This is a genomic window from Kosakonia sp. MH5 (assembly GCF_009935945.1).
Classification (GTDB): domain Bacteria; phylum Pseudomonadota; class Gammaproteobacteria; order Enterobacterales; family Enterobacteriaceae; genus Kosakonia; species Kosakonia radicincitans.
Genome location: NZ_QODH01000002.1, coordinates 455,486 through 471,247, shown reverse-complemented (window position 1 = coordinate 471,247; position 15,762 = coordinate 455,486). Strand labels below are relative to the sequence as shown.

Below are 15,762 nucleotides of genomic sequence, written 5' to 3'. Positions count from 1 at the left end.
CCTTTATACTACTTGCCTTAACAAAAGGAACGACATATGAAGGCTGGTAAAATTATCGTCATCGCGGTTTTTCTGCTGATGGCCATCGGCGGCATCAGCGGCGTGATGCTCGCAGGTTATTCGTTTATTGTGCGTGGCGGTGCTGGCTAAGCCAGCGCGTCAACCGCTCAAATGCCTGGTCGACAATAATCGCGGCCAGCGCCACCAGAATTGCTCCCTGAATAACATAAGCCGTATTAAAACCGCTCAGCCCGATGATAATCGGCGTACCGAGCGTGCTCGCGCCCACCGTTGAGGCAATCGCCGCCGTGCCGATATTGATGATCACCGAGGTGCGCACACCGGCAATGATCACCGGCGCCGCCAGCGGCAGCTCCACTTTCACCAACCGCTGCCACGCGCTCATTCCCATGCCCTGCGCCACGCTTTGTACGCTCTCTGGCACGGCGGCGATCCCGGCCAGCGTTCCCTGTAAAATCGGCAAAATACCGTACAATACCAGCGCAATCACCGCCGGCTCTTTACCAAACCCCATGACCGGCACGGCAATCGCCAGCACCGCCACTGGCGGAAAAGTTTGCCCGACGGCGGCGATGGTTTCCGCCAGCGGACGAAACTCACGCCCGGCCGGGCGGGTCACCACAATGCCAACACCGATACCCAGCACAATGGCAATCGCGCTGGAAATGCCCACCAGCGCAAAATGCGCTGCGGCCAGCGATACAAAGCTCTCCTGCAGATAGACCGGGCGCGGCAGTTGCGGAAACAGTGTGCTGAATAACGCAGCGCTGTGCGGCAGCCACAGCAATAGCGCCACAAACAGCGCGATCAACCATAACAGGGGATCACGCAGAAGCCTCACCGCAGGCCTCCACGCGCAATAAATCACGGAAATGCAGACTGCCGCAGGGCTGGCCGCTGTCATCATGCACCGGCAGGATCTCGCACTGTTGGGCGACAAACGCCGACAACGCTTCGCGCAGCGTCATCTCCGCCCGCAGCGGTTCTCCCTCATAAACCGGTTCACGGCGCAGATAGCCTTTCACCTGGCGCAGCGACAACAGACGCACGCCCAGCTCGCTACGACCGAAAAATTCACGGACAAAATCGTTGTGCGGCGCGGTCAGCAGCGCCAGCGGTGTCCCCTGCTGCACCACTTTGCCCTTATCCATCAACACCAGGTGATCTGCCAGCTGTAGCGCCTCATCAATATCGTGCGTCACCAGTACAATGGTGCGCCCAAGCAGGCGGTGAATGCGCACCATCTCCTGCTGCAATGCCGCGCGGGTGACCGGATCCAGCGCACCGAAAGGTTCATCCATCAACAGCACTTCCGGATCGGCCGCCAGCGCGCGAGCCACTCCGACCCGCTGCTGTTGCCCGCCGGAAAGCTGATGCGGGAAACGGTCGCGCAGGGAAACATCCAGCCCCAACAGCGCCATCAGTTCATCCACCCGTGCCTCGCGCTGGCCGCGCGACCACTTTTGCAGTTGCAGCACGGTGGCGATGTTCTGCGCCACCGTCCAGTGCGGGAACAACCCAATCGACTGTATGGCATACCCCATGCGGCGGCGCAGCTCCAGCACCGGAAGCTGGCGAATATCCTCACCGGCAAAATAAATCGCGCCTTCATCATGCTCGATCAGCCGGTTGATCATCTTCAGCGTGGTCGATTTTCCGGAACCTGAGGTGCCAATCAGTACCGAAAAAGCGCCCGTTTTGACATGCAGATCGAGATGGCTGACGGCCTGCTGTCCGGCAAAGGTTTTGCTGACATTTTTAAATTCAATCATGTTGTTTTACCTTCAGCAGCGCGAGGCTTAAACCAAACAGCGCATCCACGACAACGGCCAGCGCAATAACCGGGATTACACCAAGCAGCACTAAATCCAGCGCGCTGCTCAGTAGCCCCTGGAAGACCAACGAACCGAAGCCGCCTGCGCCGATCAGCGCCGCGATCACCGCCATGCCGACCGTCTGCACCGCCACAACGCGCAAACTGCGTAGCAGCAGCGGCAGCGCCAGCGGAATGCGTACCTGCCAGAAACGCTGGCGCGCGCTCATGCCCATCGCCTCGGCACTCTCCAGCACCTCCTGCGGCACCTGGTTAAGCCCGGCGACCACGCCGCGCACCAGCGGCAACAAGGCATACAAAATAAGGGCAATCAGCGCGGGCGTCATGCCGGTTCCGGCAATGCCGAAACGGCTCAGAACCGGGAAGTGCAGCACCAGCCCGGCCAACGGCGCAATCAGCAGGCCGAACAGCCCGACAGAAGGAATGGTCTGGATGATATTGAGCACCGTGAAAACCGGCCCCTGGCGTGTCGGATGGCGGTAGCACCATAAACCGATGGCAAATCCCACCCCCAGCGCGGGGATGAGCGTACCGAAAAGCAGCGTCAGATGCTGCGCCAGCGCATCATTAAACACTTCCTGGCGGTTGCGGTATTCATGCAGCAATGAGAGATCGTCCAGCTCGCCGCTGAGCAGTAAGAACAGCGGCAGACACCAGATTTGCGCATTGAGCAGCCAGCGCCAGACCGGATGGCTGGCAAGGCGGCGAATGGCGTCGCTACAGGCCAGCAGCGCCAACGCCAGCCACAGCCACAACCCGCTTCCCGGCGAGGTTCGCGCCAGCGCGCTGCCCGACTGCGCCAGTTCCGTCGCCGCCCTGCCCGCGCTCCATACCAAAAGGCAAAACAGCGCTTCGGCCAGCAGCAGCGTACCGATTTGCGCCCCGCGCCCTGGCACAAAACTGAGTATCAGCAGCAGACAGGGCGCCAGCAGCCAGAACGCCGGAAACAGCTGCCACAACACACGACTTTCGCCTGAGACCAGCCGGTTTGGCGCATAGTTAACAAACGGTAGCCAGGCTGCCAGCAGCCCGACGACCATTAACAGCAGCAGCACACGATTATGGCAACGTCGCGAATCCTCCATAACAGCGCTTATTTCACCAGCCCTTTTTCTTTCAGGTAATCGGCTGCCACTTTTTTCGCATCCAGCCCTTCAACGGCAATGCTGGCGTTCAGTTTTTGCAGCGTTTTTTCATCCAGGCTGGCGAAGACCGGTTTCAGCCACGCACCCAGTTGCGGATACGCTTTTAACACCGCTTCACGCACCACCGGCGTGGGCGCATAGATCGGTTGCACGCCTTTCGGATCGCTCAGTGTTTGCAGCCCCAGCGCCGCAACCGGACCATCCGTGCCGTAGGCCATCGCCGCATTCACACCGGAGGTTTGCTGCGCGGCAGCTTTGATGGTTACTGCCGTATCGCCGCCAGCCAGCGACAGCAGTTGATCCTGTTTCAGTGTAAAGTCGTACGCTTTCTCAAAGGCCGGTAACGCATCGGTGCGTTCGATAAACTCCGCCGATGCCGCCAGTTTGAATTCACCGCCCTCTTTCAGGTAACGGCTCAGATCGGCTAAGGATGTGAGCTTATTTTTCTGCGCCAGATCCTGACGCACGGCAATCGTCCATGTGTTATTCGCCGGAGCGGGCGTCAGCCAGACCAGCTTATTCTGTTCGGCATCGAGTTTTTTCACTTTCTCGTAGCCCTGCTGCGCGTTTTTCCATGCGGGATCGCTTTCATCTTTAAAGAAAAATGCGCCGTTACCGGTGTATTCGGGGTAGATATCCAGCTCGCCGGAGGTAATCGCCCCGCGCACCACCGGCGTGGTGCCAAGCTGCACTTTATTGACTGTTTTTACGCCATGGCTTTCCAGAACCTGCAAGATGATATTGCCCAGCAGCGCCCCTTCGGTATCAATTTTGGATCCCACTTTTACCGGTTCCGCTGCCTGCAACGGCAGGCTCGTGGCAGCCACCAGCAGCAGTGAGCACGCAATCTTATGGGTGATTGTCATTGTACTTCCCTCATTTTTTACCGCCTTTTTCAGCAGCTTGAGAAAAAAGCGTAGCCGAAAAATAGCGGCTTTGTCGCGTGAAAGCCCTAAACGATAAAGGAATAAGGTATAGCGGAAAAAATCAGGCCGGTTGCCCGGCCTGGGAAGGATTAGCGCAGTTCGAACTCGCCCTGATTGACGCGTGCGGAATCAACACCGATAAAGACGTTGAATTTGCCCGGCTCCGCAGCATATTTCATCTGCTGGTTCCAGAATTTCAGCGCATTCACATCGATCGGGAAGCTGACGGTTTTGGTTTCGCCCGGTTGCAGGTTCACCTTGTCAAAGCCGCGCAGCTGTTTCACCGGACGGCTCATCGACGCGGTGACATCCTGCAAATACATCTGGATCACCGTTTCACCCGCGCGCTTACCGGTGTTGGTCACCTCCACGCTGGCGGTCACTTTGCCAGTGTTCGTCATCGACGGCGCGGACATTTTCACCTCAGAGACTTTGAAAGTGGTGTAGCTAAGGCCGTAACCGAACGGATAGAGCGGCCCGTTCGCTTCATCAAAGTAACGGGAAGTGTATTTGTTCGGCTTGTCGGCATTGTACGGACGGCCGGTATTCAAATGGCTGTAGTAAACCGGGATCTGCCCCACCGAGCGCGGGAAGGACATCGGCAACTTGCCGGACGGGTTGTAATCGCCAAACAGAATATCGGCGATGGCGTTACCGCCTTCCGTCCCGGCGAACCAGGTTTCGAGGATCGCATCAGCCTGCTGATCCTCTTTCACCAGCGCCAGCGGGCGACCATTCATCAGCACCAGCACCAGCGGTTTACCGGTCGCTTTCAGCGCGGCAATCAGATCGCGCTGGCTTTGCGGAATAGTGATGTCAGTACGGCTGGACGCTTCGTGCGCCATCCCCTGCGCTTCACCCACCACAGCTACCACCACGTCGGATTTCTTCGCCGCCGCCACCGCTTCATTAATCATCTCTTGCGGCGAACGCGGATCGACCACCACCGCCGGTTCATACAGATTGAGGAAGTTAACGATGTCTTTGTCGTTAGTGATGTTCGCCCCTTTGGCGTACAGCACGTTGCCTTTACCGGCCAGCGCATTGCGGATGCCGGTCAGCACGGTAACAGACTGATCGGCCACACCCGCCGCAGACCAGCTTCCCATTGAGTCACGCTTGCTGTCGGCCAGCGGCCCAACCACCGCCACGGTGTCGGTTTTTTTCAGCGGCAGGGTTTCAAGGCGGTTTTTCAGCAGCACCATACTTTCGCGCGCCACTTGACGCGCTTCTTTGCGATGCAGACGGCTTTCCGCATTGGTATCTTGCGGATCGCTCTCTTTCGGGCCGAGATGGCTGTACGGATCGTTAAACAAGCCCATGTCGTACTTCACGTTCAGCACATGACGCGTGGCATCGTTCAGCTCCTCCATCGTCACCTTGCCGGATTTCACCAGACCCGGCAGATACTTGCTGTAGTACTCGTCGCTCATGCTCATGTTGATGCCGGACTTCAGCGCCACACGCACCGCATCTTCCGGATCGGCAGCCGTGCCGTGTTTGATAAGTTCCTTGATCGCACCGTGATCGGAAATGGTGATGCCTTTGAAGTGCCACTGATCGCGCAGCAGATCTTTTAACAGCCAGGAATCCGACGAAGCGGGCGTGCCGTTCAGCGAGTTAAGCGCCACCATCACGCCGCCGCTACCGGCATCGAGCGCCGCTTTATACGGCGGCATATAGTCGTTAAACAGACGCTGCGGGCTCATATCGACGGTGTTGTACTCTTTACCGCCTTCCACCGCGCCATACGCAGCAAAGTGTTTAACGCTGGTCATCACTGAGTAGCGATCCGCCGGGCTTTTGCCCTGCATCGCTTCGACCATCGTGCGCCCCATTTCAGAGGTCAGGAAGGTGTCTTCGCCAAACCCTTCCGACACGCGGCCCCAGCGCGGATCGCGGGAAACATCCACCATGGGTGCCCAGGTCATATTCAGGCCGTCATCGGCGGCTTCATAAGCAGAAATGCGCCCTACAGTGCGCACCGCGTCAAGGTTAAAACTGGAGGCCAGGCCAAGGCTAATCGGGAAGACGGTACGCTGGCCGTGAACCACATCATAAGCGAAAAAGAGAGGAATTTTCAGGCGGCTAAGCTGCATCGCCTGATCCTGCATCGCGCGGATATCCGGGCGGGTAACGGTGTTAAAAATCGCCCCCACCTGGCTCTTTTTAATCATCTCGCGGATAGCTTCCTTCGGGTTATCCGGGCCAACACTGATAAGACGCAACTGGCCAATTTTTTCATCAACTGTCATCTTTTTGAGCAACTCAGTGACAAATGCATCCCTTGCTTCAGGCGTCAGCGGATGGTTGCCAATCAACTCCTCAGCCAGCGCGGGTTGCAGCGCGAGGCTCACAGCGACACCTACAGAACATAGCCATTTCATGTCGTATTTACTCTCTTGTATTTCACCCATAACCGCGGAACGGACCGCGAAAAAAACGCAGTGTGCCATAATCCTGGCATGTCTTGCAGAGTTGGGCTCTGATTTTTCTGCGAATTCACTCCCCCGTCAGGTTTAGCAGGACTACTATTACAGGCACAAAAATGCTGACTCACCACAAGGAGTGGAATATGTCATTCGCAACTTCAAACGAGAACCGCACTTTTTTACACGAACTGAAACGGCTGGTCGGCGCATCTCACCTGTTGACCGATCCCGCTAAAACCGCCCGCTACCGTAAAGGCTTTCGCTCCGGCCACGGCGATGCGCTGGCGGTGGTGTTTCCCGGAACGTTAGTGGAGCTATGGCGCGTGCTGCATGCCTGCGTCAACGCCGACAAAATCATCCTGATGCAGGCGGCGAATACTGGCCTGACCGAAGGCTCAACGCCCAGCGGCAATGATTATGATCGCGATATCGTGATTATCAGTACCCTGCGGCTCGACAAGCTGCACCTGCTGGATAACGGCGAGCAGGTGCTGGCGTATCCTGGCACCACGCTCTACTCGCTGGAAAAGGCGCTTAAACCGCTGGGCCGCGAGCCGCACTCGGTGATTGGCTCCTCCTGCATTGGCGCCTCGGTGATTGGCGGGATCTGCAATAACTCCGGTGGTTCACTGGTGCAGCGCGGCCCGGCCTATACCGAGATGTCGCTGTTCGCCCGTATCGATGAGCAGGGCAAATTGCAGTTAGTTAACCATCTGGGCATTGATTTGGGCGAAACGCCGGAGCAGATCCTCAGCGCGCTGGATGACGAGCGCATCAAAGCGGATAACGTGCGCCACGATCAGCGTCACGGTCACGATCATGATTACATCACCCGCGTGCGCGACGTCGAAGCCGATACTCCGGCGCGCTACAACGCCGATCCGGATCGGCTGTTTGAATCTTCCGGCTGTGCGGGCAAACTCGCGGTTTTTGCTGTACGTCTGGATACTTTCCCGGCGGAAAAACAGCAACAAGTGTTCTATATCGGCACCAACCAGACCGCCGTATTAACGGAGATCCGCCGCCACATTCTGGCGAACTTCGCCCATCTGCCGGTGGCGGGCGAATATATGCACCGCGATATTTACGACATCGCCGAACGCTACGGTAAAGACACCTTCCTGATGATCGACAAGCTCGGCACCGACAAAATGCCGCTGTTCTTTACCCTGAAGGGACGCACCGAAGCGGTGCTGGATAAAGCGCCGCTGTTCAAGCCGCACTTTATTGACCGTTCACTGCAAAAAATCAGCGCCGTCTTCCCGTCTCATCTGCCGCCGCGCATGAAAACGTGGCGTGATAAGTATGAGCATCATCTGCTGTTGAAAATGTCAGGCGATGGGATCGCAGAAGCGCAAAACTGGCTGACGGACTATTTTGCCAGCGCCGAAGGCGACTTTTTCGTCTGTACGCCGGAGGAAGGGAGCAAAGCCTTTTTACATCGCTTTGCCGCCGCCGGTGCGGCGATCCGCTATCAGGCGGTACATGCTGATGAAGTGGAAGATATTCTGGCGCTCGACATCGCCCTGAGGCGCAACGATACCGAATGGTTTGAGCATCTGCCGCCAGAAATCGACAACCAACTGGTGCACAAACTCTACTACGGCCACTTTATGTGCCACGTTTTCCACCAGGATTATATCGTCAAGAAAGGCGTCGACGCCCATGCGCTGAAAGAGCAAATGCTTGAACTGCTGCGCCAGCGCGGCGCGCAATACCCTGCCGAACATAACGTGGGTCACCTGTATGAAGCCGCAGAAACGCTAAAACAGTTTTATCGGGAAAATGATCCGACAAACAGCATGAATCCCGGTATCGGAAAAACCACTAAGCGTAAATTCTGGCAAGAGGAATTAACGACAGATAATCACGCTGATGTGGTGATAAAATAGCCACAATACAGGCTGTATTGTGTGCTCCTTTCGTAATAGAGTAGCGAAAAACGCCAGAGAAACGTTTCTCTGGCTCCCCGCTTTGAAGGAGCACACCTTTCCATGTCTGCTGTCGATATTCTCTCCGGCCCTGCTGTCGTGGTGCGCGACGCCACACCTGACGATGTGCACGCCATTGCCTCGCTGTACGCCTGGCACGTGCTGCATGGTCGCGCCTCCTTCGAAGAAGTTCCCCCGACGATTGACGAAATGCGTGCTCGCATGAGCAAAATCACCAGCGATGGCCTGCCGTGGATGGTTGCGCTGTATCACGGCATTATCGTTGGTTACTGCTACGCCGGTTTCTATCGCCCGCGTCAGGCTTATCGCTATACGCTGGAAGAGTCGATTTACGTCGATGCCAGCATGACCGGTCGCGGTATCGGTTCAACGCTGATGAGCGCCCTGATTGCACGCTGTGAAGAGGGGCCATGGCGGCAACTGATTGCGGTGGTTGGCGATGGCAATAATAATTCCGGCTCCCTGCGGCTGCATAAAAAGCACGGCTTTGAGATTGTCGGGCAACTACGTAGCGTCGGCTACAAGAAAGGGGACTGGCGGGATACGCTGATTATGCAGCGTCCACTCAACGACGGTGACTGGACGCTGCCGGAGTAATTAATCGTTCTGCGCGGTTTGCTCGCCTGCTGCGCTGTTATTCTGCGTCATCTGCGCCGCTTTCTGGCGCTTATAACTCAGCGCCGCCGCCGGAACCGGCTGCACTTTCCCGGTTTCAATCCAGGTACGTAAACGGCTGGCATCGGCAAAGTGCGTAAATTTGCCGAATGCATCCATCACCACCAGCGCCACCGGCTTGTTATTAATCACCGTGCGCATCACCAGGCAGTGCCCTGCCGCATTGGTAAAGCCGGTTTTGGTCAACTGGATATTCCAGTTATCGCGGTAGACCAGATGGTTGGTATTGCGAAACGGCAGCGTATAGGCCGGATTGCTGAAGGTCGCCATCTCTTCGCGCGTGGTGCTCAATTGCCCAATCAATGGATACTGTTTGGTGGCAATCAGCAGCTTGGTCAGATCGCGTGCGGTAGAAACGTTGTGAATCGACAGCCCGGTCGGTTCAACATAATGCGTATTGGTCATGCCCAGCGCTTTGGCTTTGGCATTCATCGCGGCGATAAACGCGTTGTAACCGCCCGGATAGTGATGCGCAAGGCTTGCGGCCGCGCGGTTTTCCGACGACATCAGCGCCAGCAGCAGCATGTTTTTACGGCTGATTTCGCTGTTCAGACGCACGCGGGAGTAGATCCCTTTCATTTCCGGCGTCTGGCTGATATCGACGTTGAGTTTCTCATCCAGCGGCAAATGGGCATCCAGCACTACCATCGCGGTCATCAACTTGGTGATGGAGGCGATAGGACGCACCAGATCCGGGTGACTGGAGTAGATCACCTGATTGGTTTGCAGATCGACAATCATCGCGCTACCTGAGGCAATTTCAGGTTGTGCGGCAGTGGTCGCGGCAGTGGTTTTCGCGACAGCAAACGGCGCCACGGGCGCAGCCAGCAATAAAGCCAGGCTTAATAAAGAGACTCGAAATTTCTGCATGGTGAGACTTCTGAAAATTATTCACGCACGTTGTTACGCACACCGCTTTCATTAATCAGGAAAATAATGAGGCTGGCCTGCGCATAATAGCCGCCATGCAGGGTTGTCGCCACAGAAGAATCATTGCTGAAGATTGCATTGCTGGCATTTACGCCAGCAATGCATTTTATCAGAACAGGCGGTAGCCGTAGCCCCAGAGGATCACCGTCAGCGCCAGCAGCACTTCCAGCACCAGCACGCCAATCGCCAGCGTGGAACTGGAGAAACTCAGCCCCTCTTCTTTATTGATATTCAGGAAGGTTGGAATACCGACATAGAGCAGATAACCGGTATAGAACAGTGCGACGGTACCCACCAGCGCGCACAGCCATACCAGCGGATAGAGCGCCACAATACCGCTCAGGAACAGCGGCGTCGCAACATATCCGGCAAATACCATACAGCGCGCCAGCCCGGGACGATTCGGATAGCTTCGCGCCATCCACCAGATGACGCGGCCCATCACGGCAACCCCTGCCAGCATCAGCGCATAAAACAGTACCGCCATGTAGAAGCCGGTAAACAACGACAGCCTGACGACATTCTCCTCACCGAAGTTCCAGCCAATTTGCGTGGTACCGATAAACGCACAAATAACCGGTACCGCCGCCATAACCAGCACGTGGTGAGTGTAGTGATGCGAAACCGTTTCGTCTTCGCTTTTGATCACCTTCATTTCACGATCGGGATGGGAAAACAGTCCCCAGACATGGTTCATAACGCCCCCTTGCTGACAGCCCGAATAACGACACTGTAAGTATAATTCACTCTTGCGATTATTTTTTGCACAGCCGTAAAAATAGCGCTGCCGCACAACGTATCCTTCCGACAAGAACCCTCAGTCGGGTGTATGCTTATAAGCGTTTTACCGGGAGGGCTTCTTTTTAATGGATATCAATAATCTGATTAGCCAGTATGGCTACGCCGCGCTGGTTATTGGCAGTATTGCTGAAGGTGAGACCATTACGCTGCTTGGCGGAGTTGCAGCGCATCAGGGGTTATTACGCTTCCCGCTGGTGGTTATCTCCGTGGCACTGGGCGGCATGATTGGCGACCAGTTGCTTTATCTGCTCGGTCGCCGCTACGGCATGAAAATACTGCGCCGTTTCTCACGCCATCGCGACAAAATCCATCAGGCGCAAACGCTGATCCGCCGCCATCCATATCTGTTTGTGATTGGTTCGCGCTTTATGTACGGCTTTCGCATCGTTGGCCCATTGCTGATTGGCACCAGCCATCTGCGTCCGAAAATCTTTCTGCCGCTGAATATTCTTGGCGCGATTGTCTGGGCGTTACTGTTCACCACGCTGGGCTATGTTGGCGGGGAAGTGATTGGCCCGTGGCTGCATCAGTTCGATCAGCATGTAAAACGCTGGATTTGGCTGGTCATCGCTATCGCACTGGTGGTTTGTCTGCGCTGGTGGTTCCGGCGCCGTCGTAAAAAGCGCCAGAACAGCACAAAGCACGATTAAGCTTTAGGTTTGAACTGCGGGTTAGCGAGCATAAATCCGCCGTCGATAATAAACGACTGCCCTGTGGTATAACTGGCGTGCGCTGAACAGAGCCAGGCCACCATGCTGGCTATCTCTTTGGTGGTACCGGGCCGGGCCAGCGGAATATTCGGCATCGAACCGGGTTTAGCATCATCATCGCTCATGTTATTCATCGGCGTGGCTATCGCGCCGGGCGCGACCGCATTGACGAGAATGTTGTGTTCAACCAGTTCCAGCGCCATCGACTGGGTTAATCCGCCCAGCGCATGTTTCGCCGCGGTATAGGCGCTCGCTTCCGGCAGCGGCGTATGTTCATGTACCGAGGTGATGTTAATGATGCGTCCGCCCTGACCCTGTGCCACCATTTGCCGCGCGGCAATTTGCGCGCAGAGAAACGCGCCGTCAACATCGACGGTAAAAATGCTGCGCCAGTCTTCGAACGTCACCTCCAGGAAAGGCGCTTTGCTCATTGCGCCGGCATTATTGACCAGCGCATCGATACGTCCGAAACGGGAAATCAGCGTTTGTATCACCTGTGCGCCTTCCGGCAACTGGCTAAGATCAAGCTGGATGGTTTCGGCCCTTCGCCCGAAAGCCTCCACCTGCCGCACCGTCTCTTGCGCGCCCTTTTCATCCGAATGCCAGGTAATACCAATATCGAAGCCCTGCTCTGCCAGCATCAACGCGCATTGCTTGCCGATACCGGAATCTGCTGCAGTGACCACAGCAACGTTGGTAACAGACATCGTTCGCCCTCCGGTGATTGCAAACCATTAAGTATAGAAAAAAGGCAAAAATGCAGCAGATTATCTAAGCTTTGTACTTCCGTATGCATGAAGGACGTTAAAAATGTTGAAGATTTTACTTTGGGTGATCCTGATTATCTTTCTGATTGGTCTGCTGGTGGTGACAGGTGTGTTTAAGATGATTTTTTAATGCTGAGCGCGTGGCGGCTGCACTTCACCCAACCTGAAGTGCAGCGCCATCCGTCAGGTTAGTTCCCCTGCGCGCTGTAGTTAATCGGCACCCAGCGGTAGCCTTTATCGGCTTTTATCACTTTGCCAATGCCAGGAAACGCAATATGCGCGGCGGCTATCCAGTCCCCCTCACGGGCCACCTGCGCCAGCACTTTCTGGCGCGTGGCAACGGCCTGCTGCTGGTTGACATCAAAATGAATCGCCACGTCAGGGTCCGGTAGCTGCACCGGATGCGCATGGATAATGTCTCCCCACAACATCAGCGTCTTACCGCCGTGAGTGACACGATAGATCACGCTGCCCGGCGTATGCCCCGGCGCAGGCACCGCATCAATACCGGGAATGATTTCCGTCGGTGCGCGGAAGGTACTGAGTTTACCGGCATCAATCACCGGACGCAGCGAGCGTTCGGACTCAGCAAAGGTGTGGCGTTGGCTCTCTTCAACCTCTTTCAGATGCGCCGGGTTGAGCCAGAAATCCACGTCGCGCTGATCGACCCGCACCGTGGCATTGCGAAACACCAGCTTGCCGTCGCGCTGCACACCGCCAGAGTGATCGGCATGAATGTGAGTCAGCAACACCATATCAATTGCATCCGGATCGATGCCCGCCGCCCGCAGGTTATCCGGGAGATGACCGCCCGCATCGCCAAACAGTGGCCCGGCCCCCGTATCGACCAGAATCAACTGCTTACCGGTATTAATGACAAAGGCGTTGATCGACGTTTCGGCGTGAACCGTCAGGTTGGCTTTCGCCATCTGCGATTGCAGCGTTGCGGGGGAAATATGCGTGAGCAGCTTGTCAAACGGCACGGCGACCGTGCCATCGGAAACGGCGGTGATTTGCCAGTCACCCATCGCCATCCGGTAATATCCCGGCGCCTGCGCCTGATGCGTACTGGGCGGCTGCGCTGCATGAGTGCTGAAGATCATCGTTGCGCCCACCAGCGCCATCAGCAAAGGATAATGTTTCATCACTTTTCTCCTGTTGTTTTCGTTGCAACAGTATCCCGCCAGCGATACTATCACTCCAATTGATTGGAGCGATAATGACTATCAAAGAGAATGATTTCCGTAAAATCGATCTGAACCTGCTGATCGCCTTTGCCGTCCTGTTTCGCGAACAGAGCGTCTCTGCTGCGGCGGATAAGCTGCATCTGGGCCAGCCCGCAGTAAGCGGCGTACTGTCGCGTCTGCGCACGCTGTTTGACGATCCGCTGTTTATTCGCAGTGGCCATCGCATGCAGCCCACCGCCCGCGCGGAAGAGCTGCACAGCGAGCTGCTGCCGCTGCTGGAGCAGTTGCAAAGTGCGCTGTTTCAGCAGGCGGCGTTTGATGCGAAAACCGTGAATGTCACGCTGACGCTCGGTATGGCTGACTGGGTAGAAATGTGGCTGATGCCACGTCTGATCCCGGCGCTTCAACAGGCGGCACCAGGCATGCGCCTGAACGTGGTGGCCAGCGATCCTTTCAGCGATGCCACGCGGCTCGAAGGCGGCGAGATGGATATGGCGATCAGCGTTGCCACCGCCGGGCCGCGCTGGCTTGAACGTGAAGTGCTGACCACCATGTCATATGTCACGCTCTGGCACCCGCAACAACTGACGCTCAGCGCGCCGCTGGATGTCGATACGTTTGCCGCTCAGCCCCATTTGATGGTCAGCTACCGCGAGGCAACCAGCAGTCATTTCGATACGCTGCTGGCAAAAACCGGACGCCAACGCCGCGTGCATTACACCACGCCGCATTTTGCCGCCCTGCCCGGTCTGCTGGAAACAATGCCAGCGCTGGCGACCGTACCCGCCGGGCTGGCAACGGAGTGGCAGAGAACGCGCGGTTTGCTGGCAAGCCCGCTGCCGCTGGATGCAGAACCGGTCGAAGTGGCGTTACTGTGGCACCAGCGCCACAGCAGCGACCCGGCGGTAATGTGGCTGAAAGAGTTTATCCGTCATCTGATTGGGTAAAAAAACGGGCCCTTCAGCGGGCCCGTTTGCATTACTTCAGGCTTGCGCCGTTGCTGGCAATCACATCGCGATACCAGTAAAAACTCTTCTTGCGGCTGCGTGCCAGCGTGCCATTGCCGTTATCATCGCGGTCCACATAGATAAAACCGTAACGCTTGGAAATCTCGGCTTTCGATGCGCTGACTAAGTCAATCGGCCCCCAGCTTGTGTAACCCATCACCTCGACGCCGTCGTCAATCGCTTCGCGCACCTGCACCAGATGGTCGTTCAGATAGGTAATGCGGTAGTCGTCGTTGATACTGCCATCGGCTTCCACCTTATCCTTCGCGCCCAGACCGTTCTCGACGATAAACAGCGGCTTTTGCCAGCGATCCCACAGCATATTCAGCAGCGTACGCAGGCCAACCGGATCGATCTGCCAGCCCCACTCTGAGCTGGCCAGATGCGGATTTTGCACCATGCTGAGAATATTGCCGCGCGCCTGCTGATTCAGCGCGTCGTCGGTGGTTACGCAGCCGGTCATGTAGTAGCTGAATGAGATAAAATCGACGGTGGATTTCAGCGCTTCGCGATCGGCATCAGTGATCTCAACGTGGATACCGTTATCACGGAAATAACGCAGCATATAGCCCGGATACGCGCCACGGCACTGCACATCGCCAAAGAACTGCCAGCTACGATTCTCTTGCAACGCTTCGAACACGTCATCCGGCTTGCAGGTTAGCGGATACATTAGCCCACCCAGCAGCATATTGCCGATCTTGCCGTCCGGGATAATCTCATGGCAGGCCTTCACGGCCAGCGCGCTCGCCACCAGTTGATGGTGAATTGCCTGATAAACCGCCTCCTTACTGCTGTTCTCTGGCAGCCCGACACCGGTCATTGGCGCGTGCAATGACATGTTGATCTCATTGAAAGTCAGCCACAATTTCACCTTCTCCTTGTAGCGGCTGAACACGGTGCGTGCATAACGCTCGAAGAAGCCAATGGTCTGTCGGCTGCCCCAGCCGCCATACTGTTTCACCAGCCCCCACGGCATCTCATAGTGGGATAAGGTGACCAGCGGCGTAATGTCGTATTTCGCCAGTTCATCAAACAGCTTGTCGTAGTAGGCAAGGCCCGCTTCATTCGGCGTGGTTTCGTCACCGTTCGGGAAAATACGCGTCCAGGCAATCGACACGCGCAGACAGCTAAACCCCATCTCCGCAAACAGCGCGATATCCTCCGGATAGCGGTGGTAAAAATCGATGGCGACATCTTTCAGCGCACTATCTCCCGCCACGCGTTCAACCACGTCGCCAAACACGCCTTTTGGCTGGACATCCGATGTTGAAAGGCCTTTTCCACCTTCCAGATACGCACCTTCAACCTGATTCGCAGCAATCGCGCCGCCCCATAAGAACGATTTCGGAAATGCTTTCATCACTTTCTCCTT

Annotated in this window: 15 protein-coding genes; 5 read left to right on the top strand and 10 right to left on the bottom strand. The window is 56.4% G+C overall.

Going from position 1 to position 15,762, the window contains the following annotated elements; all coding sequences use genetic code 11:
• Window positions 1-36: 36 nt before the first annotated feature.
• On the top strand, window positions 37-150 hold the full coding sequence (locus DK872_RS08570) for a protein YohO (RefSeq protein ID WP_007371202.1): 114 nt from the start codon (window positions 37-39) through the stop codon (window positions 148-150).
• Here the strand turns inward: DK872_RS08570 and DK872_RS08565 are convergent.
• From DK872_RS08565 to bglX, 5 genes are all read right to left on the bottom strand, one after another.
• On the bottom strand, window positions 125-862 hold the full coding sequence (locus DK872_RS08565) for an ABC transporter permease (RefSeq protein WP_007371201.1): 738 nt from the start codon (window positions 860-862) through the stop codon (window positions 125-127). The genes DK872_RS08570 and DK872_RS08565 overlap by 26 nt on opposite strands.
• Window positions 846-1,793 carry an ABC transporter ATP-binding protein gene (locus DK872_RS08560; RefSeq protein WP_161518229.1) on the bottom strand — a complete coding sequence of 316 codons (948 nt, stop codon included), beginning with the start codon at window positions 1,791-1,793 and terminating at the stop codon, window positions 846-848. Before DK872_RS08560 ends, DK872_RS08565 begins: the two co-directional genes overlap by 17 nt.
• Window positions 1,786-2,940, bottom strand: coding sequence for an ABC transporter permease (locus tag DK872_RS08555; protein ID WP_035942170.1), 1,155 nt, complete (start codon window positions 2,938-2,940; stop codon window positions 1,786-1,788). Before DK872_RS08555 ends, DK872_RS08560 begins: the two co-directional genes overlap by 8 nt.
• Before the next feature lie 8 nt (window positions 2,941-2,948).
• Window positions 2,949-3,866: an ABC transporter substrate-binding protein gene (locus tag DK872_RS08550; RefSeq protein ID WP_072439698.1), complete on the bottom strand. Its 918-nt coding sequence runs from the start codon at window positions 3,864-3,866 to the stop codon at window positions 2,949-2,951.
• Between the two features lie 149 nt (window positions 3,867-4,015).
• Complete coding sequence (gene bglX, locus DK872_RS08545; RefSeq protein ID WP_107146740.1) at window positions 4,016-6,313, bottom strand: beta-glucosidase BglX; 2,298 nt, start codon at window positions 6,311-6,313, stop codon at window positions 4,016-4,018.
• A 188-nt stretch (window positions 6,314-6,501) separates the two neighbouring features.
• Between bglX and dld the strand changes: the two genes are divergently transcribed.
• On the top strand, window positions 6,502-8,250 hold the full coding sequence (gene dld / locus DK872_RS08540; RefSeq protein ID WP_007371196.1) for a D-lactate dehydrogenase: 1,749 nt from the start codon (window positions 6,502-6,504) through the stop codon (window positions 8,248-8,250).
• Between the two features lie 102 nt (window positions 8,251-8,352).
• The gene (locus DK872_RS08535) at window positions 8,353-8,907 is read left to right on the top strand and encodes a GNAT family N-acetyltransferase (protein WP_035888864.1); all 555 of its coding nucleotides are present in this window, start codon (window positions 8,353-8,355) and stop codon (window positions 8,905-8,907) included.
• Here the strand turns inward: DK872_RS08535 and pbpG are convergent, their stop codons facing one another.
• Window positions 8,908-9,855 (bottom strand): D-alanyl-D-alanine endopeptidase, encoded by a 948-nt coding sequence (gene pbpG / locus DK872_RS08530; RefSeq protein WP_007371194.1) that lies wholly within the window; start codon window positions 9,853-9,855, stop codon window positions 8,908-8,910.
• A 169-nt stretch (window positions 9,856-10,024) separates the two neighbouring features.
• Entirely contained in the window at window positions 10,025-10,612 is a 588-nt protein-coding gene (locus DK872_RS08525; protein WP_007371193.1) for a Yip1 family protein, read from the bottom strand.
• 169 nt (window positions 10,613-10,781) lie between these two features.
• On the opposite strand from DK872_RS08525, the gene DK872_RS08520 reads away from it, so the two are divergent.
• Entirely contained in the window at window positions 10,782-11,366 is a 585-nt protein-coding gene (locus DK872_RS08520; RefSeq protein ID WP_007371192.1) for a DedA family protein, read from the top strand.
• On the opposite strand, the gene DK872_RS08515 is transcribed toward DK872_RS08520, so the two are convergent.
• Both DK872_RS08515 and DK872_RS08510 read right to left on the bottom strand, forming a co-directional pair.
• On the bottom strand, window positions 11,363-12,133 hold the full coding sequence (locus DK872_RS08515; RefSeq protein WP_071921075.1) for an SDR family oxidoreductase: 771 nt from the start codon (window positions 12,131-12,133) through the stop codon (window positions 11,363-11,365). The two genes, DK872_RS08520 and DK872_RS08515, sit on opposite strands and share 4 nt — an antisense overlap.
• A 248-nt stretch (window positions 12,134-12,381) precedes the next feature.
• Complete coding sequence (locus DK872_RS08510; protein WP_071921076.1) at window positions 12,382-13,338, bottom strand: MBL fold metallo-hydrolase; 957 nt, start codon at window positions 13,336-13,338, stop codon at window positions 12,382-12,384.
• Window positions 13,339-13,412: 74 nt separating this feature from the next.
• Here DK872_RS08510 and DK872_RS08505 point away from each other — a divergent pair, with 74 nt between their 5' ends.
• Complete coding sequence (locus tag DK872_RS08505; RefSeq protein ID WP_071921077.1) at window positions 13,413-14,327, top strand: LysR substrate-binding domain-containing protein; 915 nt, start codon at window positions 13,413-13,415, stop codon at window positions 14,325-14,327.
• 31 nt (window positions 14,328-14,358) lie between these two features.
• On the opposite strand, the gene DK872_RS08500 is transcribed toward DK872_RS08505, so the two are convergent.
• Window positions 14,359-15,750 (bottom strand): glycoside hydrolase family 1 protein, encoded by a 1,392-nt coding sequence (locus tag DK872_RS08500; RefSeq protein ID WP_072439690.1) that lies wholly within the window; start codon window positions 15,748-15,750, stop codon window positions 14,359-14,361.
• Between the last annotated feature and the right edge of the window lie 12 nt (window positions 15,751-15,762).